Annotated in this window: 22 protein-coding genes; 7 read left to right on the top strand and 15 right to left on the bottom strand. The window is 61.8% G+C overall.

The annotated features are described in order from the left end of the window. Positions 1-285: 285 nt before the first annotated feature. On the top strand, positions 286-1,494 hold the full coding sequence (locus D8U70_RS20665) for an MFS transporter (RefSeq protein WP_130929619.1): 1,209 nt from the start codon (positions 286-288) through the stop codon (positions 1,492-1,494). Here D8U70_RS20665 and cueR read toward each other — a convergent pair. The 3 genes from cueR to D8U70_RS20650 all read right to left on the bottom strand — a co-directional run bounded on the left by cueR (position 1,448) and on the right by D8U70_RS20650 (position 4,843). Continuing rightward, positions 1,448-1,861 (bottom strand): Cu(I)-responsive transcriptional regulator, encoded by a 414-nt coding sequence (gene cueR / locus D8U70_RS20660; RefSeq protein ID WP_016771827.1) that lies wholly within the window; start codon positions 1,859-1,861, stop codon positions 1,448-1,450. The two genes, D8U70_RS20665 and cueR, sit on opposite strands and share 47 nt — an antisense overlap. Further along, the gene (gene cueA / locus D8U70_RS20655; RefSeq protein WP_130929618.1) at positions 1,858-4,251 is read right to left on the bottom strand and encodes a copper resistance metal-translocating P1-type ATPase CueA; all 2,394 of its coding nucleotides are present in this window, start codon (positions 4,249-4,251) and stop codon (positions 1,858-1,860) included. Before cueA ends, cueR begins: the two co-directional genes overlap by 4 nt. A 208-nt stretch (positions 4,252-4,459) precedes the next feature. Beyond that, positions 4,460-4,843, bottom strand: a complete 384-nt coding sequence (locus D8U70_RS20650; protein ID WP_024011458.1) for a hypothetical protein — start codon at positions 4,841-4,843, stop codon at positions 4,460-4,462. A 148-nt stretch (positions 4,844-4,991) separates the two neighbouring features. Here D8U70_RS20650 and D8U70_RS20645 point away from each other — a divergent pair, with 148 nt between their 5' ends. Continuing rightward, the gene (locus D8U70_RS20645) at positions 4,992-5,189 is read left to right on the top strand and encodes a cation transporter (RefSeq protein ID WP_056787762.1); all 198 of its coding nucleotides are present in this window, start codon (positions 4,992-4,994) and stop codon (positions 5,187-5,189) included. An 87-nt stretch (positions 5,190-5,276) separates the two neighbouring features. Beyond that, positions 5,277-6,473, top strand: coding sequence for a multidrug effflux MFS transporter (locus D8U70_RS20640; RefSeq protein WP_016771824.1), 1,197 nt, complete (start codon positions 5,277-5,279; stop codon positions 6,471-6,473). Positions 6,474-6,490: 17 nt separating this feature from the next. Here the strand turns inward: D8U70_RS20640 and D8U70_RS27770 are convergent, their stop codons facing one another. Together D8U70_RS27770 and D8U70_RS20635 are read right to left on the bottom strand one after the other, a co-directional pair. Beyond that, positions 6,491-6,664, bottom strand: coding sequence for a hypothetical protein (locus D8U70_RS27770; protein ID WP_177433987.1), 174 nt, complete (start codon positions 6,662-6,664; stop codon positions 6,491-6,493). Positions 6,665-6,815: 151 nt separating this feature from the next. Then, positions 6,816-7,829, bottom strand: a complete 1,014-nt coding sequence (locus D8U70_RS20635) for a zinc-binding alcohol dehydrogenase family protein (RefSeq protein WP_130929617.1) — start codon at positions 7,827-7,829, stop codon at positions 6,816-6,818. 137 nt (positions 7,830-7,966) lie between these two features. Between D8U70_RS20635 and D8U70_RS20630 the strand changes: the two genes are divergently transcribed. The 3 genes from D8U70_RS20630 to D8U70_RS20620 all read left to right on the top strand — a co-directional run bounded on the left by D8U70_RS20630 (position 7,967) and on the right by D8U70_RS20620 (position 11,443). Beyond that, positions 7,967-8,896 (top strand): LysR family transcriptional regulator, encoded by a 930-nt coding sequence (locus tag D8U70_RS20630; RefSeq protein WP_016771820.1) that lies wholly within the window; start codon positions 7,967-7,969, stop codon positions 8,894-8,896. 317 nt (positions 8,897-9,213) lie between these two features. After that, positions 9,214-9,948, top strand: a complete 735-nt coding sequence (locus D8U70_RS20625; RefSeq protein WP_016771819.1) for a helix-turn-helix transcriptional regulator — start codon at positions 9,214-9,216, stop codon at positions 9,946-9,948. A 127-nt stretch (positions 9,949-10,075) separates the two neighbouring features. Continuing rightward, on the top strand, positions 10,076-11,443 hold the full coding sequence (locus D8U70_RS20620; RefSeq protein WP_130929616.1) for an MFS transporter: 1,368 nt from the start codon (positions 10,076-10,078) through the stop codon (positions 11,441-11,443). A gap of 121 nt (positions 11,444-11,564) precedes the next feature. On the opposite strand, the gene D8U70_RS20610 is transcribed toward D8U70_RS20620, so the two are convergent. The 3 genes from D8U70_RS20610 to D8U70_RS20600 all read right to left on the bottom strand — a co-directional run bounded on the left by D8U70_RS20610 (position 11,565) and on the right by D8U70_RS20600 (position 14,783). Further along, on the bottom strand, positions 11,565-12,518 hold the full coding sequence (locus tag D8U70_RS20610) for an adenosine deaminase (RefSeq protein WP_024011466.1): 954 nt from the start codon (positions 12,516-12,518) through the stop codon (positions 11,565-11,567). Positions 12,519-12,598: 80 nt separating this feature from the next. Further along, on the bottom strand, positions 12,599-13,564 hold the full coding sequence (locus D8U70_RS20605) for a 2-oxoglutarate and iron-dependent oxygenase domain-containing protein (RefSeq protein WP_130929615.1): 966 nt from the start codon (positions 13,562-13,564) through the stop codon (positions 12,599-12,601). Positions 13,565-13,709: 145 nt separating this feature from the next. Continuing rightward, positions 13,710-14,783: a BMP family ABC transporter substrate-binding protein gene (locus tag D8U70_RS20600; protein ID WP_016771815.1), complete on the bottom strand. Its 1,074-nt coding sequence runs from the start codon at positions 14,781-14,783 to the stop codon at positions 13,710-13,712. Positions 14,784-15,071: 288 nt separating this feature from the next. On the opposite strand from D8U70_RS20600, the gene D8U70_RS20595 reads away from it, so the two are divergent. Further along, positions 15,072-16,163, top strand: a complete 1,092-nt coding sequence (locus D8U70_RS20595; protein WP_130899618.1) for a calcium:proton antiporter — start codon at positions 15,072-15,074, stop codon at positions 16,161-16,163. A gap of 116 nt (positions 16,164-16,279) precedes the next feature. Here the strand turns inward: D8U70_RS20595 and D8U70_RS20590 are convergent, their stop codons facing one another. The 7 genes from D8U70_RS20590 to D8U70_RS20560 all read right to left on the bottom strand — a co-directional run. Further along, on the bottom strand, positions 16,280-17,638 hold the full coding sequence (locus tag D8U70_RS20590; protein WP_130929614.1) for an 8-oxoguanine deaminase: 1,359 nt from the start codon (positions 17,636-17,638) through the stop codon (positions 16,280-16,282). 257 nt (positions 17,639-17,895) lie between these two features. Further along, entirely contained in the window at positions 17,896-18,582 is a 687-nt protein-coding gene (locus D8U70_RS20585; RefSeq protein ID WP_039764086.1) for an SDR family oxidoreductase, read from the bottom strand. A 277-nt stretch (positions 18,583-18,859) separates the two neighbouring features. Then, positions 18,860-19,786 (bottom strand): ABC transporter permease, encoded by a 927-nt coding sequence (locus D8U70_RS20580; protein ID WP_130912896.1) that lies wholly within the window; start codon positions 19,784-19,786, stop codon positions 18,860-18,862. Beyond that, positions 19,786-20,892: an ABC transporter permease gene (locus D8U70_RS20575; protein ID WP_024011472.1), complete on the bottom strand. Its 1,107-nt coding sequence runs from the start codon at positions 20,890-20,892 to the stop codon at positions 19,786-19,788. The genes D8U70_RS20580 and D8U70_RS20575 overlap by 1 nt, the downstream gene beginning before the upstream one ends. 12 nt (positions 20,893-20,904) lie before the next feature. Then, positions 20,905-22,452, bottom strand: a complete 1,548-nt coding sequence (locus D8U70_RS20570) for an ABC transporter ATP-binding protein (protein ID WP_130929613.1) — start codon at positions 22,450-22,452, stop codon at positions 20,905-20,907. Between the two features lie 600 nt (positions 22,453-23,052). Next, the gene (locus D8U70_RS20565; RefSeq protein ID WP_130929612.1) at positions 23,053-23,634 is read right to left on the bottom strand and encodes a YigZ family protein; all 582 of its coding nucleotides are present in this window, start codon (positions 23,632-23,634) and stop codon (positions 23,053-23,055) included. A gap of 7 nt (positions 23,635-23,641) precedes the next feature. Then, positions 23,642-24,210 (bottom strand): TetR/AcrR family transcriptional regulator (locus tag D8U70_RS20560; protein WP_130929611.1); only part of this gene is annotated, 569 nt, incomplete at its 5' end.

Raw genomic sequence — 24,210 nt, 5'->3', positions numbered from 1 at the left:
GGATTCAAAGAAAAACGTTCAGGTCGGTGTATCTCCCAAATATCCCCCAATCGGTCCCTCTCCCGGAGGGAGAGGGGGCCGACCGAGGTGTCTTTAGCCATACATCGACCTGAAAAAACCGAGTCGATTACGGATTCAAAGAAAAACGTTCAGGTCGGTGTATCTCCCAAATATCCCCCAATCGGTCCCCTCTCCCTTTGGGAGAGGGCTAGGGTGAGGGGGTTTTCGGATCCTGGCTTATTCGCGTCTACTGTCCAGCGCTCCAACCACACTCAAGGACTGAATGTGACCACCCCACGCAACACCCACCTGATCGTAACCGCCCGGCTGATCTCAGATTTCGGCGCCTTCCTCAACATGGTCGCGCTCGCCACTTACGTTTATTTGCTGAGCAACAGCGCCATGAGCGTCGGCATCTTCCTTGCCAGCCGCGTCGGTGGCGGAATTTTCGCCAGCCTGATCGGCACACGCTTCTACCGACGCTGGCAGGGCCGCGCGCCGCTGATTGCTTTCGATCTGTTGCGCGCCGCACTGCTGGGGCTGCTGTTGATTACTCCGGCGAGTCAGCAGGCATGGCTGTTGCCGTTGATTGCCTTCGGCCTCGGCCTGGGCAATTCGATGTTCGCCATCGGCCTCAACAGCCAGTTGCCGCGTTTGATCGCGCCGGCGCAATTGCTCAAGGCCAATGCCTGGATTACTTCAGCTTCTTCTGCGGCGATGGTCGGCGGCAGTCTGGTCTCGGGGTTGCTGGTGGCTGCTTTTGGTTTCGAAACGGTCTTCGCCCTCAACGCGCTGACCTATGTGCTCGCCGCGCTGTTGATCGTGCCGCTGCGTTTCGAAAAAACCGATGTCAGCGAACAGCCGCAACGCGGTGAATGGTTTGCGCTGCGGCAGGGCCTGCGTTCAGCGCCTGTGGTCGCGGCCATGCTCGCGGTGACCATGGCCGACACCTTGGGCAGCGCCGCGCACAACGTCGGCTTCCCGATCATTTCCAAACTGCTCACGCCCGAGGCAGCGAGTACGACCTTGGGCCTGGCGCTTGCGGTATGGGCCAGCGGCAAACTCCTCGGCGCGCGCATCGCCAGTCACCTGAAAGGCTCGGAGAACAGCCACCTTGAAAGACGATTTTTCTGCGGTGTGGCGCTGATGTCCTGCGGGTTCATTCTGATGTTCCAGCAGCACAGCCTCTACGGTCTGCTGCTGTTCGCCTTGCCGGCCGGGCTCGGCGACGGGGTGTCCGAAGTCAGCCTGATGTCACGGCTGCAACGGGAACCTGCGGCGTTGCGCCTGCCGATTTTCAGCGTGCTGACCTTGCTGCAGATGAGCGGTTTCGGCATCGGCATGTTGGTCGCTGCGCCGTTCTATGCGTGGTGGACGCCGGGGGCCGTGGTCATGCTGTTCCACGGCATTCCCCTCGGCACCTTGGGCGTGGTGACGCTGCTGCGGATCAGGCGCGGGCGGGTTGCGCGCAGCAGCCCGACGCCAGTTCCTTGAGGATCGGGCAGTCCGGGCGATGGTCGCCGCTGCAATGCTCGACCAGATCCTGCAGGGTGTCGCGCAGCTCGCCGAGCTCGCGGATCTTCTGGTTCAGCTCGTCGATGTGCTGGCGCGCCAGTGCTTTCACATCAGCGCTGGCACGCTGGCGATCCTGCCAGAGGGTCAGCAGCTTGCCGACCTCCTCCAGAGAAAAGCCCAGATCCCGCGAGCGCTTGATAAACGCCAGCGTGTGCAGGTCATCGCTGCCGTATACGCGGTAACCGCTGTCGGTGCGATTGGCCGCTTTGAGCAAACCTATCGATTCGTAATAACGAATCATTTTTGCACTCAGGCCACTTTGTCGGGCCGCTTGGCCGATGTTCATCGGTGTTCCTCCAGGTCCTTGGGTTTCCAGGTTTTCAACAGTAGCGCATTGCTCACCACGCTGACGCTCGACAGCGCCATCGCCGCACCGGCCAGCACCGGATTGAGGAAGCCGAACACCGCCAGCGGAATGCCGATCAGGTTGTAGACAAAGGCCCAGAACAGGTTCTGGCGAATCTTCGCGTAGGTCTTGCGACTGATCTCCAGCGCCGCCGGCACCAGTCGCGGATCGCCGCGCATCAGGGTGATACCGGCCGCGTGCATGGCAACGTCGGTGCCGCCGCCCATGGCGATGCCGATGTCGGCAGCGGCGAGGGCCGGGGCGTCGTTGATGCCATCGCCGACCATGGCGACTACGCTGGTTTTCTTCAGCTCGGCGACGGTCGCGGCCTTGTCGGCAGGCAGCACTTCGGCGTGGACATTTTGGATGCCCAGAGCCTCGGCCACCACCCGTGCGCTGCCACGATTGTCGCCGGTCAGCAGGTGGCTCTGGATATCCCGTGCGGCGAGTTGTTGCACCGCTTGCAGAGCGCCGGGTTTCAGCGTGTCACCGAAGGCGAACAGACCCAGCACCTTCGGCTGAGGACTTTGTTCGATCAGCCACGACAATGTGCGGCCTTCGCGTTCCCAGGCTTCGGCGGATGCGCTCAATTCACCGGTACTCAAAGCGCTTTCGTCGAGCATCCGCCGATTGCCCAGTGCCAGGCGCCGGCCATCCAGCGTGCCGGCGATGCCGTGTCCGGTCAGCGCCTGGCTGTCGCTGACATCGGGCACGTTCAAGCTGCGTTCGGCGGCGGCATCCAGCACCGCTTTGGCCAACGGATGCTCGCTGCCGCGCTGCAATGCACCGGCCAAGGTCAGCAGATTATTCTCGTCACCATCGACCGCGCTGAAGTGCGCGATACGCGGCGTGCCCGAGGTCAGCGTGCCGGTCTTGTCGAACACCACGCTGCTGACTTCATGGGCGCGCTCCAGCGCTTCGGCGTCCTTGATCAGAATGCCGTGGCGCGCCGCTACGCCGGTGCCGGCCATGATCGCCGTCGGAGTGGCGAGGCCGAGGGCGCACGGGCAGGCGATCACCAGTACGGCGACGGCATTGATCACCGCAGTTTCCAGCGGTGCGCCGTACAGCCACCAGCCGATCAGCGTGGCCAGGGCAATCAGCAACACGGTCGGCACGAAAATCTGGCTGACCTTGTCGACCAGTTTCTGGATCGGCGCTTTCGCCGCTTGCGCGTCTTCGACCAGACGAATGATCCGCGCCAGCACCGTTTCCGCGCCGAGCGCTTGGGTGCGCACCAGCAAACGACCCTCGCCGTTGATCGCGCCGCCGGTGACCTTGTCGCCCGGTTGTTTTGGCACTGGCAGGCTTTCGCCGCTGATCAGCGCTTCGTCGGCGTGGCTCTGGCCTTCGACGACTTCGCCATCCACCGGGAAGCGTTCGCCGGGTTTGACCAGCACCAGATCGTCGAGGCGCAGGGCGCTGATCGCAACGTCCTGCTCACGCCCGTCGATGACTTGAATCGCCCGCTCCGGCCGCAACGCTTCAAGGGCGCGAATGGCGCTGGCGGTCTGGCGTTTGGCGCGGCTTTCGAGATATTTGCCGAGCAACACCAAAGCGATGACCACCGCCGAGGCCTCGAAATACAGATGCGGCATGCGTCCCGCCGCGCTGGCCCATTCATAGACACTCAGGCCATAACCGGCGCTGGTGCCGAGGGCGACCAGCAGGTCCATGTTGCCGGCGCCGGCGCGCACGGCTTTCCACGCCGCCACATAAAAGCGTGCGCCGAAGATGAATTGCACGGGGGTGGCGAGGGCGAATTGCGCCCAGGCCGGGAGCATCCAATGAATGCCGAACGGCTGCAGCAACATCGGCAACACCAACGGCAGAGCAAGGGCGATCGCACAGATCAATGCCCAGCGCTCGCGGTGCAGGCGTTTTTGCTGGTCATCGGACTGTGGCCGTTCGGCTTGCCAGACGCTGGCCGAGTAACCGGCCTTGCTCACTGCGTCGAGCAGGGTTTGCGTATCGACCTGGCCGAGCAATTCGATGTGCGCACGTTCGTTGGCCAGATTGACACTGACGCTGCTCACGCTTGGGACTTTGCTCAGGGCGCGTTCGACGCGACCGACGCAGGACGCGCAGGTCATGCCGTCGATGCTCAATTCAACGGTTTGCCGGGGCACGCTGTAACCGGCGCGCTCCACGGCTTGCATCAGCGCCGACAGGCTGTTGCCGGGCGCCTGCACCCGGGCCTGTTCGGTGGCGAGGTTGACACTGACGGCACTGGCGCCGCTGACCTTGCGCAGCGCCCGCTCGACACGCCCGGCGCAACTGGCACAGGTCATGCCGGCAATCGGCAGATCGAAAGTGGTGGATTCGGACATCGGTCGCGCTCCCTGTAGTGGATGTCTACAGGATCAACCTTGCCATGCGGGCAAGGTCAAGCACCATTCCGCAAGATGTTGATCGTTCCCACGCTCCGCGTGGGAATGCCTCCTGTGACGCTCCGCGTCACGCTTCGGGACGCAGAGCGTCCATGGCTGCATTCCCACGCAGAGCGTGGGAACGATCGGCGACGGATCGGGTGTCTGCTCAGTAACCGAGGCCTGCAGGTTTCAGGTACACGCCTTCGGCATTCATCGCCAGGCGGAACTTCAGCACATCCCCGGCGTGCAGCACGACTTCCTGCGAACCCGGTGCGAGCATGCCGGGATTGCAACCCGGTGCCTGGCCCGGCAGCAGTTTCAAGCGCAGCGAAACCTTGCCCGGCGGCAAGTTGAACGACGTGCTCTGCTCCTGGAACAGGCGCGCCGAGAGCTGGTCCTGGATGTACACGCCGATCTCGCACGAGGTCGCCACTTCGAGGCGCTCGCGGGAAATGATCAGTACCGCGTAATCCTCGCCGGCGGCTTGCACCTGCGGGACGGCGGCGAAAAGGCTGAGCAAGCCAAACAGGCCCAAAGCTGACCAGCGCATGGCTGAATCTCCTGAATTCCAGTCATTGATGCATGCAGCTTGGCCGAGCGCGACGCCGATTGCCAGCCCGGCAGTTTTTCGCAGAACTTGACCTTGCCATCGTGGCAAGCTCGAGACTGCCGGCAACCTCACTCAAAGGAGTCTTCCCATGCAAGTGTTCAACGTTCAAGGCATGTCCTGCGGTCATTGCGTCAAAGCCATCACCACTGCGGTGCAGGCGCTGGATCCGGCGGCCAGCGTGCGCGTCGATCTGGCGGCCAAGGAAGTCGGCGTCGAGAGCGCGCTGAGTGCCGACCAGGTGATCGAAGCGATCCGCGAAGAGGGTTATGAGGTGAAGCTCGTCTGAAATTGATCGTTAGCGAGCTATCGGAATGTTCAAGGCGTCCGGGCGCGGCTAGACTGTCGGGCTGCGACTTGCCCACCTGGATGCCTGATGAACTTCCGCACGATTTTGATACTCGGCGCCTTGAGCGCTTTCGGTCCTTTGGCGATCGACTTCTATTTGCCTGCCTTCCCGGCCATGGCGCTGGCGTTCGGCACCGATGAGCAGCATGTCCAGCTGACGCTGGCGGCGTACTTCCTCGGTCTGTCGCTGGGCCAACTGGCTTACGGGCCGATTTCCGATCGTTTCGGCCGGCGGCTTCCGCTGCTCAGCGGTGTCGCCCTGTTTACTCTGGCGTCATTGGCCTGCGCCTACGCGCCGAGCCTGGAATGGCTGATCGGCGCGCGCTTCGTCCAGGCACTCGGTGGTTGTGCGGGCATGGTGATTTCCCGTGCGGTGGTCGCCGACAAGTGCGATGCGGTGGGCTCGGCGAAGGTGTTTTCCCAGTTGATGCTGGTGATGGGCCTGGCGCCGATTCTGGCGCCGATGCTCGGTGGGCTGCTGGTCAACACCACGGGTTGGCAGTCGATCTTTCTGGTGCTCACCGGGTTCAGTGCGGCGGCGGGTCTGGCGGTGGCGTTGGGGCTGCCGGAAAGCATGCCGGCCCACGTGCCGCGCCAGCCGTTGTCCGGTGCGTTGCGCCAGTACGCGCGACTGGTCAAGGACTCGGTCTATCTGGGCCATGCCCTGACCGGTGGCATCGCGATCGCCGGCATGTTCGCCTACATCGCTGGCTCACCGTTTGTGTTCATCAAGCTCTACGGTGTACCCGCCGAGCACTTCGGCTGGCTGTTCGGCACCAATGCGGCGGGTTTCATTCTGGTGGCGCAGGTCAATGCGCGTCTGCTGGCCAAGCGTGGCCCGGCGTTCTTGCTGGTGCGCGCGGTGTGGGTGTACTTCCTCGCCGGGCTGACGCTGCTGGCGGTCGGCGCGATGCGTCCAGAGGCGTTGTGGCCGTTGCTGATTCCGCTGTTCATCTGCATTGCCAGCCTCGGCTGCATCATTCCCAACGCCTCGGCTTGCGCAATGAACGGCCAGGGCGCCCGTGCCGGCAGTGCATCGGCAATGCTCGGTTGCCTGCAATTCAGCATCGCCGCCGGTGCCGCCGCGTTGGTGGGGGTGTTGCACGATGGCAGCGCCGTGCCGATGGCCATGGTCATCAGCCTGTGCGGTCTGCTGGTGGTGAGCGTCGCGCTGCTCACCCGGCGCTTGCAGAATGCCCGGGCGCTGGCGCAAGCCCAGGTCTGAACGCTCGACTTTGGAGCTCAGCCGACGGCGCGCTGCTGGCTGGGTTCGGGAATCCGGTGGGGCGCGCAGAGTCGCGCTTCGAGGGTGCGAGTGAAGGCCAGAGCCTCGGCTTCACTGCGAAAGGTTACGACGTGCTGGTCCAGGCGCACCTGCCATTGAGACTTTGCCACTTCTTTTATCAGGATCTTCATTGCTGACCTCCCTTGTGTAAAAGATGTATCGCAGAGGCTTCGATTGTAGACCTCGATACCCGCGTAATTGTGACAAGGGTCAAGCAACCGACTGACGGCAAAAAGCCCCGCAACCGCTCTGGCATCACGAGCGGTTGCGGGGCTTTATTTTTTAGAAACCTTCTAAAACAATTTTTCCCTTGGCCTTGCCGCTTTCCAGCAGCTCATGGGCGCGGCGCAGGTTGGCCGCTTTGATCACACCGAAGTGCTCGCCCAAAGTCGTCTTCAAAGTGCCGGCGTCAATCAACTCGGCAACGCGGTTGAGCAGCTTGTGCTGTTCGATCATGTCCGGCGTTTCGAACAGCGAGCGGGTGTACATGAACTCCCAGTGCAGCGACAGGCTCTTGCGCTTGAGCAGGCTGATGTCGAGGGACTTCGGATCGTCGATCAGCGCCAGCTTGCCTTGCGGCGCGAGGGCTTCGACCAGTTGCGCCAGATGCTGATCGGTCTGGGTCAGGCTGGCGACGTGGGTCACGCTGTCGATGCCGGCGCGCTTCAATTCTTCGCTCAGTGGCTGGCTGTGATCGATGACCAGATCGGCACCGAGTGCGCTGACCCAGTCACGGGTTTGCGCACGGGAGGCAGTGCCGATGACTTTCAGGCCGGTCAACTGCTTGGCCAATTGAGTGAGGATCGAGCCCACGCCGCCCGCCGCACCAACGATCAGCAGGCTCTGGCCTTGATCATTGCTGCCTTCGCTGATTTGCAGGCGCTCGAAAAGCAATTCCCACGCAGTGATCGCGGTCAGCGGCAGCGCGGCGGCTTCGGCAAAACCGAGGGACTTGGGCATGTGACCGACGATGCGCTCATCAACCACGTGCAGCTCGCTGTTGCCACCGGCCCGAGCGATCGAACCGGCGTAGAAGACCTTGTCGCCCGCCTTGAACAGGGTGACGTCGCTGCCGACCGCCTTGATCACACCGGCAACGTCCCAGCCCAGCACTTTCGCCGCGCCGTTTTCCGGTGCCACGTTCTGCCGCACTTTGGTGTCGACCGGGTTGACCGAGATGGCTTTGACTTCCACCAAGAGGTCGCGCGGGCCGGCGACCGGTTCTGGCAGTTCGATGTCCTGCAGGGACTTGGCGTCGCTGATCGGCAGGGAAGCGTAATAGGCAATGGCTTTCATGGATGGCTCCGTACAGTTGATAGAAGAAGGAAATCGGGATGAATTCGATGGAGGCCATCATTGGCTATTTCTCTGCGCGATAAAACCGGCTAAAAGAGCAGTCTCTTTCAATATTTTTTTGATAATCGAGGCTGCGCATGCTGCGTTTTGATGACCTGCAGTTGTTTGTTCGCGCGGCGGATCTGGGCAGCCTGTCGGCGGCGGCACGGGTGATGGACATGTCTGCGGCGGTGGCCAGCGCGGCGTTGAAGCGCATTGAGCAACAACTCGGTGCCAGGTTGCTGGCGCGTTCGACCCGCAGCCTGCGCCTCACCGCCGAGGGCGAAGGCTTCCTTGAATACGCCCGCGCCGCCCTGAGCAATCTCGACGAAGGCCGTCGACTGCTCGCCAGCGGACAGGATCAGGTCAGCGGGATTTTGCAGCTTTCGGCGCCCTCGGACTTCGGCCGCAATCTGCTGCTGCCGTGGCTCGACGCGTTCCAGCGTGAACATCCGAAACTGACGGTACGCCTGCTGCTTGGCGACCGCATCGCCGACCTGTTCCGGCAACCGGTGGACATCGCCCTGCGCTACGGCGAGCCGGAAGATTCCAGCCTGATCGCCTTGCCCATCGCGCCACACAATCGCCGCGTGTTGTGCGCATCTCCGGACTATCTGGCCCGGCATGGCGAACCGCGCCAGCTCGAGCAACTGGCCCAGCACAACTGCCTTTTGTACATGCTCGGCAGCCGCGTCCACGACCATTGGAGTTTTCACGATGGCAAGCGCGAAGTCGGCCTGACCGTCAGCGGCGACCGCTTCAGCGATGACGCCGACGTAGTACGGCTATGGGCGCTGGCCGGTGCCGGTATCGCCTACAAATCCTGGCTCGACGTCGGCGCCGATGTGCTCGCCGGACGCCTCAAAGTGCTGATGCCGGAACTGCTGTGTGAGCGCGCACCGCTGAATCTGTTGTGCGCCCATCGCGCACAATTGAGTAAGCCGGTGAACCTGCTGAGGGAGATGCTCGCCAGCCGATGCGCCGAATTGAGTAGCCAATTTCCCGGTTTCCTCAAAGTTGATCATTAGTCGCAGGCAATTAGAGAAATTTCTGTCAGGAACAATCGCCACCTGCCCAGGCCCAGGCGCAGGACGTCTGGCTTAACCCGCTTATACTAGCGCCCGCCTCATGCCTGCACTGACACCCGGCGCGCAGACCCCGTAACGCGTTGCCGGCTTTTGGTGACGGTTGCTACTTCTGCTGCCAGGTTGTGTGCCGGAGCAGCTGGTGTCGGTGGCATCCCTTGCCACCGATCCCGGGCGATTTTCGCGTGTTGGCCGATGCCCCATAACCGGCCAGGATGTCTCCGAGCGGTAGACGATACGATTCAACAGGGAGTGAACATATGGAACATGCACCGTGCATCAGCCAGATCGCGACATTGCTGGCCGACCCCAAGCGCAGCGCGATGATGTGGGCGTTGATGGATGGCTCGGCCCGGCAAGCCGAAGAGCTGGCGCTGCTGGCCGGGCTCTCGCCGTCGTCGGCCAGTGCGCATCTGGGACGCCTGTCCGCAGGGGGGCTGTTGAACATCGAAATGCGTGGGCGCAAACGCTTCTTTCGCCTGGCGGCACCGGAAATCGGCGCGGCGATCGAAGCACTGGCCAGCGCCACCATTGCCAGCGCGCCACGGCAAATCCCTGATGCGCTGAAACGCACGGCTCCCATGGTCAGACCACAGGCGGCGCCGTCTTCGCTGTTGCGCGCGCGGTTCTGCGACGATCATCTGGGCGGTACCCTGGCGGCCGACCTGTATCAGCGCCTGCTCGATGCCGGCTGGATCGAACAGCTTGAGCAGCGGGTGGTGGTGACGCACAAGGGCTCCACCCGACTGGCCCAGCGCGGAGTATTCATCCAGGCTCTGGCCCATCGCAACGTGCAGGTCGCCTGCGCCTGCCCGGACTGGAGCGAGCGCCGTCCGCACATGGGCGGCTCACTGGGCGCGGCGCTGTTGCAGTTGTTCATGCAGTCCGGCTGGCTGACCTTGCCCAACGATTCCCGCGCCTTGCAGTTGACCGCCACCGGCCAGCGCGAAATCCACCGCTTTGCCAAGGAAACCGAGCTGGAAACAGCGTTCTAGAGCGTTGCTCGGCGATGAGCTGAAGGCTGACGTCGTCCACGGCTGTGAACAGGTCGCATCCAGTACGACCTCTGAATGACCATCGCGCACACTCGATCCGGGGATTTTCCGGATGGGGGAGCACAACATGAATACACAACGCTTTAGTGCGGCTGAGCGCCTGGAACGGCTGCCGCTCAGCGGTTATCACCGCGTCATTTTCATCATCATAGCCTTGGCGTTTTTCTTCGACTCCATGGATCTGGCGATGATGACTTTCCTCCTCGGCTCGATCAAAGCCGAGTTCGGCCTGAGCAGTGCACAGGCAGGGCTGCTGGCCAGCTCGAGCTTCTTCGGCATGGTGCTCGGGGCGTCGCTGTCGGGAATGCTCGCCGACCGCTTCGGGCGCAAACCGGTGTTTCAGTGGAGCATCGTGTTGTGGGGCGTGGCCAGTTACCTGTGTTCGACGGCGCAGACTGTGGAGACGCTGACGCTGTTTCGCATCCTGCTCGGAATCGGCATGGGCATGGAGTTTCCCATCGCGCAGTCGATGCTGTCGGAATTGATTCCGGCGCAACGACGCGGGCGCTACATCGCCCTGATGGACGGCTTCTGGCCGCTGGGGTTTGTCGCGGCGGGTGTGCTCTCGTACTTCCTGCTGCCGCTGATTGGCTGGCGCGATATTTTCCTGGTGCTGGCAGTGCCGGCGGTGTTTGTCCTGGCGATCCGCTTTTTCATTCCCGAGTCACCGCGCTGGCTGGAACAGGCCGGGCGTGACGCCGACGCGGACAAAGTGTTGAACGGCATTGAAGCGCGGGTGCGCGCTTCGCTGGGCGGTGCGGCGTTACCGGAACCGGTTCGTTTGCCACGCACGGTGACGCCACCGGGCAATTTCTTCTCGGCGCTCAAGCAGATCTGGTCGCCGCACTATCGCCAGCGCACGACGATGATCTGGAGTCTGTGGTTCTTCGCATTGTTGGGTTTCTACGGGCTGACTTCCTGGCTCAGCGCATTGCTGCAGCAGTCGGGTTTCGCCGTGACGCAATCGGTGTATTACACCGTGCTGATCTCGCTCGGCGGGATTCCCGGCTTCCTCATGGCGGCGTGGCTCGTCGAGCGTTGGGGGCGTAAACCGGTGTGCATCGTCACCCTGCTCGGCGGCGGGGTGATGGCGTTTCTGTATGGGCAGAGTGCGGTATTCGGCGGCAACGTCGCGTTGCTGATCGGCACCGGATTGTTGATGCAGTTTTTCCTGTTCGGCATGTGGGCGGTGCTCTACACCTACACCCCGGAGCTGTACCCGACTTCGGCACGGGCAACCGGCTCGGGATTCGCTTCGGCGATCGGCCGCGTCGGCTCACTGCTCGGGCCACTGGTAACCGGGCTGGTGTTCCCGATTGCCGGGCAGGGCGGGGTGTTCGCGCTCGGCGCGGCGTGCTTCGCGATCGCGGCGGGCGTGGTGTGGCTGTTCGGGATGGAGACGCGGGGCAAGACCCTGGAAGAGCTTACCGAGTGAACATCGATATGAATGTGGGAGCGAGCCTGCTCGCGAAAGCGGTGTTTCATCCAACGAAAATGTTGACTGATACTCCCTCTTCGCGAGCAGGCTCGCTCCCACATTGGTTTTGCGGTGTTGCTTACGGTTTCACCAACCGCGCATCCAGGCTGTTCTGCGCCAGACGCTTGGCCTGATCCTGGGTCATGCCCAGATGCTCGTGCAGCGCATGGAAGTTCTCGGTCACGTACCCGCCGAAATACGCCGGGTCATCGGAGTTGACCGTGACCTTCACGCCGCGCTCGAGCATGTCGAGGATGTTGTGCTGCGACATGTGATCGAACACGCAGAGTTTGGTGTTCGACAGCGGGCATACGGTCAGCGGAATCTGCTCGTCGATGATCCGCTGCATCAGGCGCTCGTCTTCGATCGCGCGTACGCCATGGTCGATGCGCTGGATTTTCAGCAGGTCGATGGCTTCCCAGATGTACTCCGGCGGGCCTTCTTCACCGGCGTGGGCGACGGTGAGGAAGCCTTCGTCGCGGGCGCGATCGAAGACGCGTTTGAACTTGCTCGGCGGGTGGCCCATCTCGGAACTGTCGAGCCCGACCGCGACAAACGCATCACGGAACGGCAGCGCCTGATCGAGGGTTTTCTGCGCTTCGTCTTCGCTGAGGTGGCGCAGGAAGCTGAGGATCAAACCGCTGCTGATGCCCAGTTGCGTCTCGCCATCCTTGAGCGCGGCGGCGATGCCGTTGAGCACCACTTCGAACGGGATGCCCCGGTCGGTGTGGGTCTGCGGGTCGAAGAACGGTTCGGTATGAATCACGTTCTGTGCTTTGCAGCGCAGCAGATAGGCCCAGGTCAGATCGTAGAAATCCTGCGAGGTGCGCAGCACATCGGCGCCCTGGTAATACAGGTCGAGAAATTCCTGCAGATTGTTGAAGGCGTAGGCCTTGCGCAGGGTTTCGACGTCGCTCCACGGCAGGGCGATCTTGTTGCGTTCGGCCAGGGCGAACAGCAGTTCAGGCTCCAGCGAACCTTCCAGATGCAGGTGCAGTTCGGCTTTGGGCAGGGCGTTGAGCCAGTCGTACATAGTCTTTTCTCATCAGGTGCAATGCCGGCATTCTACAGAGGCTGGCCGCAACAATTGGCAAAACCTGACCAGGTGATCGATCAAACCGCCTCTTGCTCGCGACGATAGGCGTAGGTATCGGCGAAGCGCGACAGCAGGAATTGCGCGCAGGTGGTGCTCGGATATTTCGCCGGATGCTGCGCGTCCTGGCAGCCGGGCAGGCATTCGATGCGCGTGTCCGGGTGCGGTTCGGCGAAGAACGGCATCGAATACCGATCCACGCCCAGCGGGCTGATCACCCGGTGCGGCGTCGAGCGATAACGGTCGTTGCTCCAGCGCGCCATCATGTCGCCGAGGTTGACCACGAACGTGCCGTCAATCGGTGGCGCGTCGATCCATTCACCATTGACGTTCTTCACCTGCAAACCGCCGGCGCTGTCCTGATAGAGCAGGGTGATGCAGCCGTAATCGGTATGGGCGCCGGCGCCTTGCTGCTCGGCGGAGCTGGCGGTGTGACGCGGCGGATAATGGATCATGCGCAACACGCTGACCGGGTCGACAAAGCGCGAATCGAAGAAGTCGCGCTCGATGCCCAGTGCAATGGTCATCGCCCGCAACAGGGTTTGCGCCAGCGCCTGCATGTCGAGGTAATGCTGCTCCATAAGAGCTTCCCAGCCGGGTTGCGCCGGATGGCGATTGGGGCCGCGCAAGGGTTTTTCCGCGAGCACCTCGGGATGCTCGTCCGGCAGGTGCAGGCCCATGTCGAAGGTTTCTTTGAGATCGCTGGGTTTGTCCGGGTCCAGTTGCTCGGTGGCAATCGCGCCGTAGCCGCGATGATGGCGGGTCTGGGTAATGTCGATCTTCAGTTTTTCTGCGGCGGGCAAGGCGAAGAAGCGCTGGGCGTGATCGAGCAGATCGTCGATGCGCTGCGTCGAGATCGGATGGCCCTTGATGTAGAAAAAGCCCCATTCGCGACAGGCTTGGTCGATCTGCTCGGCCACGGCGGGCCAGGCATTTTCGTCGTCGCCATAGAGCGGGCTGATATCAATGATCGGAAGCTGATCCATACACAATCCTTGAATACGCTGTGTTTCCAATGTGGGAGCGAGCCTGCTCGCGAAGAGGGAGTGTCAGACAACATTTTTGTTTAATGACACACCGCTTTCGCGAGCAGGCTCGCTCCCACAGGGTTTTGTGTGGTGAATCGAGGGACTACTTCGGCATCTCGGCCTTCATGCCTTCAACGTAATAATTCATCGACGCCAGTTCCGCATTGGTCGCGCTTACGCCCGCGGGGATTTTTTCCACACCGGCCTGATCCTTGATCGGCCCGGTAAACGGCTGCAATGCGCCGCTCTTGATGTCGGCGATCAACTGCTCGGCTTCGGCTTTGACCGGCGCCGGCACCAGATCGCTGATCGGCAGTTCCACTGTGCCTTCCTTCAACCCGCCCCAGTAATCCTGAGATTTCCAAGTGTGATCGATCACGCTCTGCGTCGCTTGAATGTAGTGTGGCGCCCAGTCGTTGACGATCGAGGTCAGCACCGCTTTCGGGCCGAAGTGGGCCATGTCCGAGGCATAGCCCACGGCATACACCCCGCGCCGTTCGGCAGCCTGGATAGGCGCCGGGCTGTCGGTGTGCTGGAACACCACATCGACGCCTTGATCGATCAGGGCGTTGGCGGCGTCGGCTTCCTTGCCCGGATCGAACCAGGAGTTGACCCACACCACTTTGATTTCGGTGCCAGGGTTGTACTTGTTCAGGGCCAACTGGATGGCATTGATGTCGCGGATCACTTCCGGAATCGGGAACGAGGCGACGTAGCCGATCTTCTTGGTCTTGGTCATCTTCGCCGCGAGGAAACCGCCGACGTAACGGCCCTCGTAAGTGCGCGCCAGGTAAGTGCCGAGGTTCTTGTCCTGCTTGTAGCCTGTGGCGTGTTCGAAAGTGACCTTGGGGAATTGCTTGGCGACTTTCACTGTCGGGTTCATGTAGCCGAAAGACGTGGTGAAGATCAGGTCGTATTTGTCCTTGGCCATGTTGCGGATCACCCGCTCGGCGTCGGCGCCCTCGGCGACGTTTTCCACGTAGTTGGTGGTGATCTGCGTGCCGAGTTTTTCCGCCAGGGCCTTGCGCCCCTGTTCGTGCTGATACGTCCAGCCGTGGTCACCGATCGGGCCGATGTAGACGAAACCGACCTTCAGCGGATCGGCAGCGCTGGCGCTCAGGCTGATTCCCAGACCGATGGCGGCGTACAGCAGTTTGTGCAGCGGACGTATTGGCATGAACCCGAACTCCATTTTGTTGTGTGTGCTCAGGGCCAATGCAAATTGCTGACCAACAGGACAATAAATAATCCACAACCGCAGTGCGGCCTTCGCGAGCAGGCTCGCTCCCACAGGGGGATCGCAGTTCAATGTGGGAGCGAGCCTGCTCGCGAAGAGGCCGGTATGGCCAATAAATGTGCATGCCTGAAATCAGCCGCCATGGTTTGGTGCGCAAAGATGTAACGAAACGTTAGCGGCGCGCGGCAGTCAGTAGCTTCATCAGCTCTTTTCGGCAAAAGGCCCGTCATGCTCTCGATCCTCAAACAAGAAAGCTTCCTGCTGCTGGCAGTCCTTGCCGCGTGCGTCGCTTATCCACTGGAACACTGGCTGCTGCACAGCGGCCAGATCGTCGCGCTGGGCGGCGGTCTGCTGCTGATCGCCTTTATCGTCGCCGCTTCGATGCGTGTCGCTCATCACGCCGAACTGCTCGCGGAAAAGGTCGGCGACCCCTACGGCACGATGATCCTCACGCTCTCGGCGGTGCTGGTCGAAGTGGTGATCCTGGCGATCATGATGAGCAACGAAGCCTCGGCAACGCTGGTGCGCGACACGATTTATTCAGCGGTGATGCTCGACATCAACGGCATCCTCGGCCTCGCCGCACTGATGGGCGGGATCAAACACGGCGAACAGTCCTACAACGACGATTCGGCGCGCAGCTACAGCGTGATGATTCTCACCGCGATGGGGGTGTCGATGGTGGTCCCGGAGTTCATTCCCGAGGCCAACTGGAAGATCTATTCGGCGTTCACCATCGGCGCGATGATGGTGCTTTACGCGCTGTTCCTGCGCATGCAGGTCGGCCCGCACAGTTACTTTTTCAGCTACAGCTACCCGGACAAACGTCGCAAGAAGGAGCCGGTCGAGCAGGAGCCGAAGCCGGTCAGCCTGGCGCTGTCGATCGGCATTCTGGTGTCGGGGGTGGTGATCATCGGCGCACTGGCCGAGGTGATGTCCAAGACCCTCGATCTGGGCCTGGAAGGCACGGGCGCGCCGCCGGTGATCACGGCGATTCTGGTGGCAGCGATTTCCGCCGCGCCGGAGATTCTGACTGCACTGCGTGCGGCACTGGCCAATCGCATGCAGTCGGTGGTCAACATTGCGATGGGCGCGTCACTGTCGACGGTGATTCTGACCGTGCCGGTGATGGAAGCGATGGCGCTGTACACCGGCCAGCCGTTTCAAATGGCGATGACCCCGGTGCAAACGGTGATGATCTTCATCACCCTGATCGTCAGCGCGATCAACCTCAATGACGGCGAAACCAACGCCATTGAGGGCATGACGCATTTTGTACTGTTTGCCACATTCATCATGCTGTCCCTCTTGGGACTGTGATCGTTCCCACGCGCAGCAAAGGAATGCCGCCATGGACGCTCTGCGTCCGCTTTTGGGACGCGGAGCGTCCCGAGATGCATTCCCACGCAGAGCGTGGGAACGATCATATGCGGGGATCAGGTACCGGCAATCAACTGCCGAGCCGCCTGGCTGTGATCGGCGATCAGACCTTTCAGGTCCAGCCCTTCAACCTGCCCATCGACCACACGCCACTTGCCGCCAATCATCACCCGATCCGCCCGATCGGCGCCGCACAGCAGCAACGCCGAAATCGGATCATGGCTACCGGAGAAGCGCAGTTCATCGAGCTTGAACAACGCCAGATCCGCCTGTTTGCCCACGCCGATTTCGCCGATGTCGCTGCGACCGAGCAGGCTCGCCGAACCCTTGGTCGCCCAGCCCAGCACGCGCTCCGGGGTGATCTTTTCGGCGCCGTAGCGCAGGCGCTGGATGTACAGCGCCTGACGCGCTTCGAGGATCATGTTCGAGGCATCGTTGGACGCCGAGCCGTCGACGCCTAGACCGAACAGCGCGCCAGCGTCGGTCAGCTCGATGCTCGGGCAGATGCCGGACGCCAGGCGCATGTTCGAGCTTGGGCAGTGGCAGATGCCGGTACCGGCCTGGCCGAGGCGGGCGATTTCGTCGGGGTTGAAATGGATGCCGTGGGCCAGCCAGGTACGCGGGCCGAGCCAGCCGACGCTGTCCAGATAATCGACGGTGCGCAGACCGAAACGTTGCAGGCAGAAGTCTTCTTCATCGAGGGTTTCAGCGAGGTGGGTGTGCAGACGCACATCGAGCTTGTTCGCCAGATCAGCGCTGGCCGACATGATTTCCGGGGTCACGGAAAATGGCGAACATGGCGCCAGGGCGATCTGGATCTGCGCGCCGTCGCCACGCTCGTGATACTCGTGAATCAGCCGCTGGCTGTCATCGAGAATCACCTGACCTTCCTGCACCGTTTGTTGCGGAGGCAGGCCGCCGTCCTTCTCGCCAAGGCTCATCGAGCCGCGCGTGAGCATGGCGCGCATGCCCAGTTCACGCACCGTATCGACCTGCACGTCGATGGCGTTTTCCAGACCGTCCGGGAACAGATAGTGATGGTCGGCAGCGGTGGTGCAACCCGAGAGCAGCAATTCGGCCAGCGCCACTTTGGTGGCGAGGGCGAGTTTTTCCGGGGTCAGCCGCGCCCATACCGGGTACAGGGTTTTCAGCCACGGAAACAGCGGCTGATTGACCACCGGCGCCCAGGCGCGGGTCAGGGTTTGATAGAAGTGATGGTGAGTGTTGATCAGGCCCGGCAGGATCACATGCTCGCGGGCATCGAACACTTCATTGCACGGCGCCGACGGCTGCTGACCGGCAGCGAGGACTTCGACGATGACACCGTCTTGCACGACAAGACCGCCACGGGCATCAAGCTCGTTGGAGGTGAAAATGGCGAGGGGATTTTTTAACCAGGTACGGGTCGCAGGCATTGTGGCCGGCTCCTCTGAAAGTTGGGTTCAGGGTTGCCAGCTCAGTGTTGCCCTGTCTGCTGATCCAGGGTCGCCGCGAAGGACGAGGCGCGCAGTTTCAAACAAATCGCCGCGCCGGGCAAGCGCCACCCGACCATTCACCATCATCCCCCTGTGGGAGCGAGCCTGCTCGCGAAGGCGTCATGCCAGTCGATACAGATTTACCTGACAGCTCGTATTCGCGAGCAGGCTCGCTCCCACATCGGGATTTTCAGTGCTTACCAGGCAATCGTTTCACCCTTGTAATTGACGAAGTGATGCCCGCCCTTGCCGGTGAACGCATTGACCTGGTCGATCAGCCCGCGGGTACTGGTCTCGACATCGAGATCGGCACCTTCGCCGCCCATGTCGGTCTTCACCCAGCCCGGGTGCAACGACAGTACGGTGAGTTTCTGTTCACCCAGTTGCGTGACAAAACTGTTGGTCATCGAATTCAGCGCCGCTTTGCTCGCCTTGTACAACGCCAGTTCCGGCGCGTCGGGCATGGTCACGCTGCCGAGTACCGAACTCATGAACGCCAGCACGCCGCTGCCGTCGCGAATCTGCCCGACGAAACGCTGGGCCAGATTGATCGGCGCCACCGCGTTGGTGAAAAACAGTTGCCCGACCTCGGCCAGTGTCGCGCCGCCCGGCGTCTGCACGTCCGGGCCTTTGACCCCGGCGTTGACGAACAACAGATCGAAGGTTTCGCCCTTGAGTTTCTGGCTCAGAGCGATCACCGCTTGCTGATCGTCCATGTCGAGCTTCTCGATGCGCACGTCACCCAGCGCTTGCAGCGCCTCGGCCTTCTGCGGATTGCGCACCGTCGCGGTCACTTGCCAGCCATCGCCCAGCAGGGTCTTCACCAGACCGAGGCCCAAGCCGCGGGAGGCGCCGATGATCAGTGCGTTTTTTGCCTGAGACATGATGGGTTTCCTTGAAAGTCAGCATTCAGGATTCAATGGACACGCCTGACCAAGGCGCAGTTGCAGCGCTTGGCGAAAAACAGGCTTTGATCCCGGAGCATACTCCAGGCCTCTTGAGTTTCTCGAGGGTGTTTGATCAGAAACAATCATGAGGCGTGGTTCAAGTGTTGCCTGTGCGGACGCTTTCGCGAGCAGGCCCGCTCCCACATTCGCCTCCGTTCACTCAGATCCCCTGTGGGAGCGAGCCTGCTCGCGAAGAGGCCCGCTCTGACATCAACTAATGTCCCGATTGCCACGGCTGCCCCAACGAAACCGGCGCATACAACCGAGTGCGCACGGCATCGCGGGAAAGCAGCACCAGCACCAAAATCGTCGCCACATACGGCAGCATCGCCAGCAGGCTCGAAGGTATCGCCAGTCCCAATCCCTGTGCCACCAAGTGCAGGATGCTGGCGAGGCCGAACAGATACGCCCCAAGCAACAACCGCCACACCCGCCAACTGGCAAACACCACTAGCGCCAGGGCAATCCAGCCGCGCCCGGCGGTCATGTTTTCCGCCCACATCGGCGTGTACGCCAGAGACAGATAAGCCCCGGCCAGCCCGGCCATTGCTCCGCCGAACAACACCGCCAAGGTACGCACGGTCAGCACCGGCAAGCCCATGGCGCTGGCCGCATCCGGGTTTTCACCGACCGCTTGAATGATCAGGCCGACACGACTTTTGACGATCACCCACGCCACCAGCGCAAACAGCGCGAACGACAGATACACCAGCAGATCCTGGGCAAACAGCATCCGCCCGATCAGCGGGATCTCACTCAGATACGGAATCGCCAGAGGCTCGAAACCCGCCAGCGGTTTACCCACCCATGCCGCGCCGACAAACGTCGAAAGCCCGACACCGAAGATCGTCAGCGCCAGCCCGGTCGCCACCTGATTGGCGTTGAACACCAGCGCGACCAGGGCAAACAGTGACGACAACAACATCCCGGCCAACATCGCCAGCAGCACACCCAGCCACAGGTTGCCGCTGTTCAGCGCGACGATAAAACCTATCACCGCACCGAACAGCATCATGCCTTCCTGGCCGAGGTTGAGGACGCCGCTTTTCTCGCAGATCAACTCACCCAATGCCACCAGCAACAGCGGCGTGCCGCAGCGGACCATCGCGTAGAAAATATTGCTCAACAGATCGATATCCATCACAGCGCTCCGGCGGTTACGGCAGGGGTCGAGGCGCGCCGGGTCCAGCGCAGTTTCAGGCGTGGCCGATAGAGAATCAGCACGTCACAGGCGAGCAGGAAAAACAGCATCATGCCCTGGAACAATTGGGTGATTGCCTGCGGCAGATTGAGCGACATCTGCGCGCTCTCGCCGCCGATGTACAGCAGCGCCATCAGCAGACTGGAGAACAGAATGCCGAGCGGATTCAACCGCCCGAGGAACGCCACGGTGATCGCTGCATAGCCATAGCCCGGCGACACTTGGGGCACCAGTTGGCCAATCGGCCCGGTCACTTCGCAGACCCCGGCGAGCCCGGCCAGACCACCGCTGATCAACAGCGCCAGCCAGATCAGGCGCTTCTCGCGAAAGCCGACAAAACCTGCCGCACGTTTGTCCAGCCCGAGCACTTTGATCTGGAAGCCGATAAAGCTTTTCTGCAACAACACCCACACCGCAACCAGCGCGAGCAGGGCGAAATACACGCCGGCATGCACGCGGCCGTCCTCCAGCAGCAGCGGCAAGCGACTGGCGTCGCCGAACATCGCCGACTCGGGGAAATTGAAGCCCGCTGGATCCTTCAACGGCCCGTGCACGCAGAACAGCAGCAGGTTCAACGCGATGTAATTGAGCATGATGCTGGTGAGGATTTCGTTGGCGTTGAAGCGCGTGCGCAGCCATGCGGTGAGCCCGGCCCATGCGGCGCCGGCCAGCGTGCCGGTCAGCAGAATCAGCACCAGCGCCCAGCGACTTTGCATGTCGATAACGTTCACTGCCAGAGCACTGCCGGCCAAGGCGCCAAGTAGAAGTTGGCCTTCGGCGCCGATGTTCCAGATCCGCGCCTGATAGGCCACGGCCAGGCCGAGTGCGCAGAGCAGAATCGGCAGCGCCTTGACCAGCAATTCAGACACGCCATACAAATCGCTGACCGGTGCGATCAGCAGCGTGTGCAAGGTTTGCAGTGGGTCGTGGCCCAGCGCGATGAACAACAGCGAGCCGCAGCCGAGTGTCAGCGCCGCCGCCAATAATGGCGAGCACCACAGCATCAGGCGCGATTGCTGGCCACGGGGTTCGAGAGAAAGCAGCATGTTGAAACTCCGTTAAACCGAGGCGGTGCGAGGTGAGTGATCGAACTGGCCGGCCATCCACGCGCCGACATCGCTCAGTTGTGTAAGGCCGGTGTCTTGAAGAGCCGACAGACGCCCGCCGCACAGCGCGCCGAGGCGATCGCTGATCTGGAACAGCTCATCGAGGTCTTCGGAAATCACCAGAATCGCCGCGCCGGCATCGCGCAGGGCGATCAAGGCGCGATGAATGGTGGCGGCGGCGCCAACGTCGACGCCCCAGGTCGGGTGCGCGGCGATCAGCAGTTTCGGTTGCTGAAGAATTTCCCGGCCGAGGATGAATTTCTGCAGGTTGCCGCCGGACAGGCTGCGCGCAGCGGTTTGCGTGTCCGGGGTCTTCACGCCGAAACGCTGGATGATCTGCTGCGCGAGGGCTTCGACTTTGCCGCGTTGGATCAACCCGTGGCTCACCAGTCCTTGCTGGAAAGCACTGAGCAGGGCGTTATCGGCCAGACTCAACTCCGGCACCGCGCCGTGGCCGAGGCGTTCGGCCGGCACGAAGGCCAGACCGAGTTTGCGCCGCGCATCCGGGCGCAGATCGGCAACGTTTCTATCTGCGAAGCGCAGGGTCGCCGCTTGCGCGCGCGGCAAGGGCTGTTCGCCGCTAAGCAGGGCGAGCAGCTCATCCTGACCATTGCCCGCGACCCCGGCGATGCCGACGATTTCACCGCTGCGCACTTGCAGGTCGATGTCTGTCAGCGAGCAACCGAACGGATCCGGGTTATGCCAGCTCAAACCCTGCACCTGCAGAAACGCCGCGCCACCGCTGACCTTCGGATACTCGCCAATCAATCCCGCCGCTTCGCCGACCATCATTTGCGCAAGTTGCTGGTCCGAACATTCGGCGGGCTCGCAATGCCCGGCAACCCGACCGCCGCGCAGCACCGTGGCGCTGTGGCACAAGGCGCGCACTTCACCGAGCTTGTGGCTGATAAACAGAATGCTGCAGCCCTCATCGGCGAGGCGACGCAGGGTGATGAACAATTCGTCCGCCTCTTGCGGCGTCAGTACTGAGGTCGGCTCGTCGAGAATCAGCAGGCGGATGTCCTGCATCAGGCAACGAATGATTTCCACCCGCTGGCGCTCGCCGATCGACAGGCTGTGGACAAGTCGCTCCGGCTCCAGCGCCATGCCGTAACGCCGCGAGACTTCGCGAATCTTCGGCTCCAGTTGCTTCGGCGTGCCGGCCGCCGCGCCCATCGCCAGGGCAATGTTCTGCGCGACGCTGAGGGTTTCGAACAGCGAAAAATGCTGGAACACCATGCCAATGCCCAACTGCCGCGCCTGCGCCGGATTGCGCATCTGCACGCGCTGCCCCTCCCAGAGCATTTCACCGCTGTCGCACTGGGTGACCCCGTAAATGATCTTCATCAACGTACTTTTGCCCGCGCCGTTTTCACCGAGCAGGGCATGGATCTCACCCGGCGCGATGCTCAGGTCGATGGCGTCATTGGCCAGACAACCGGGGTAGCGTTTGCTGATCTGGCGCAGTTGCAGGCGCGGTGGGGAAGGGGCGATGGACATGACAGGCTCGACTGACTTGGAGTTGTGCCTGTGGATAAAGCAATTTCCTGGCCATTGAGTCAGGAACGCTTGCGGAGCCAGTCCGCAAGTGCCGACAGCAGCGCATCGGCGGGCGTTTTGTCTTTCTCTCGAGCACCAATTCAGCGCAAAGCCATTGAACAGGCTCCAGTTTTGCTCGCGCTACGCTGGTTAAAAAACGAGCAATCACTTGGGGCCTAGGCAGATCCAGCGACAGCGACGGTCATGAACGGCTTATCCACAGGTTGCTCCACAGTAATTGTGCGCAAGCGCCGAGGGTGGGCATAAGCACCGCGATGCTTTGTTCTAATGGTGATAAACAAAGGTAACTGTTTGTTTTTACGCTGGATTTCCCTTTTGTCGGGTCAATTGAACGAAAATTGAACAAATCGCGCAAAGCCGCATGACAGAAGGGTTACAGCGGTATGTGCTCAGGTTATCCACAGTCGGGTGCACAGCCGATGTGGGCAAGTCGCCAATTGGGGAATGCCCTAAAAGATCGCAGCGTTCCGCAGCTCCTACAATTGGAATGCGATTCCCTGTAGGAGCTGCCGAAGGCTGCGATCTTTTGATCTTCCACTCTCAACGCTGCAACAAAATCCGCCCACGGCTCAGATCCGCCAACTGACTCTGCAACACGTCGATCTGCGCTTCCCCCACCGCCAGCTTCAACTCAACACCATTGGCCGTGAAGTTTTCCTCCACCACCAAGCCACCGAGATCGGCCACGCGCAACTTCACCAGCGCCAACTCGGCGAATCCGCAGGCGCAACTCAGCGGCACGCGGCTGATCAGCTCGATTTTGTCCGCCGCTTGCAGGCACTTGTTGGCGCCACCGCCATAGGCCCGGGCCAGGCCGCCAGTGCCCAGTTGAATGCCGCCGTACCAGCGAATCACCAGAACCGCGACCTGATCGCAGTCCTGCCCCTCGATCGCCGCCAGAATAGGGCGGCCGGCAGTGCCGCCCGGCTCGCCGTCGTCAGTGCTGCGGTATTGCGCGCCGAGTTTCCACGCCCAACAGTTGTGCGTGGCATTCAAATCGCTGTGCTGCTCGAAAAACGCCTGCGCATCGGCGGGGCTGCTGATCGGCGTCGCCAGAGTGATGAAACGGCTTTTGCGAATCTCTTCGCGGTACTCGCAAAAACCGCTGAGGGTGAAAGGCATAAACGTCTTATAGAGAAGGAGTGAGGCCGCAGCCTTTGAGAATGATGCGGATCAGGTTGTTGCCGGCGTCTTCCATGTCCTGCTTGGTCAACTTGCTGCGCCCGGTGACGCGGCAGATCTGCGTGGCGAAGTCGGCGTAATGCTGGGTGCTGCCCCACAGCAGGAAAATCAGGTGCACCGGGTCGACCGGGTCCATTTTGCCCGCATCGATCCACGCCTGAAACACCGCCGCGCGCCCGGTGAACCAGGTGCGGTAGTCCTGATTGAAATATTCGCTCAGGCATTCGCCGCCGCTGATCACTTCCATGGCGAAGATTCGCGAAGCCTGTGGCTGGCGCCGGGAGAATTCCATCTTCGCGCGGATGTAGCGGGTCAGCGCTTCGGCCGGGTCATCCTCGGCAGTGAGGGTGTTGAAGGTGCTGTCCCACAACTCGATGATGTTGCTCAGCACTGCCACATACAAACCGAGCTTGTTGGTGAAGTAGTAATGCAGGTTGGCCTTGGGCAGCCCGGCATTCTGCGCGATGGTGTTCATGCTGGTGCCTTTGAACCCGTGACGGGCGAACTCGTCTTCGG

The sequence above is a fragment of the Pseudomonas sp. Sample_20 genome, from assembly GCF_004307585.1.
Lineage (GTDB): Bacteria > Pseudomonadota > Gammaproteobacteria > Pseudomonadales > Pseudomonadaceae > Aquipseudomonas > Aquipseudomonas atacamensis.
The sequence above is the reverse complement of the archived record's forward strand: the minus strand, read 5'-3'. Positions and strand labels throughout refer to the sequence as shown.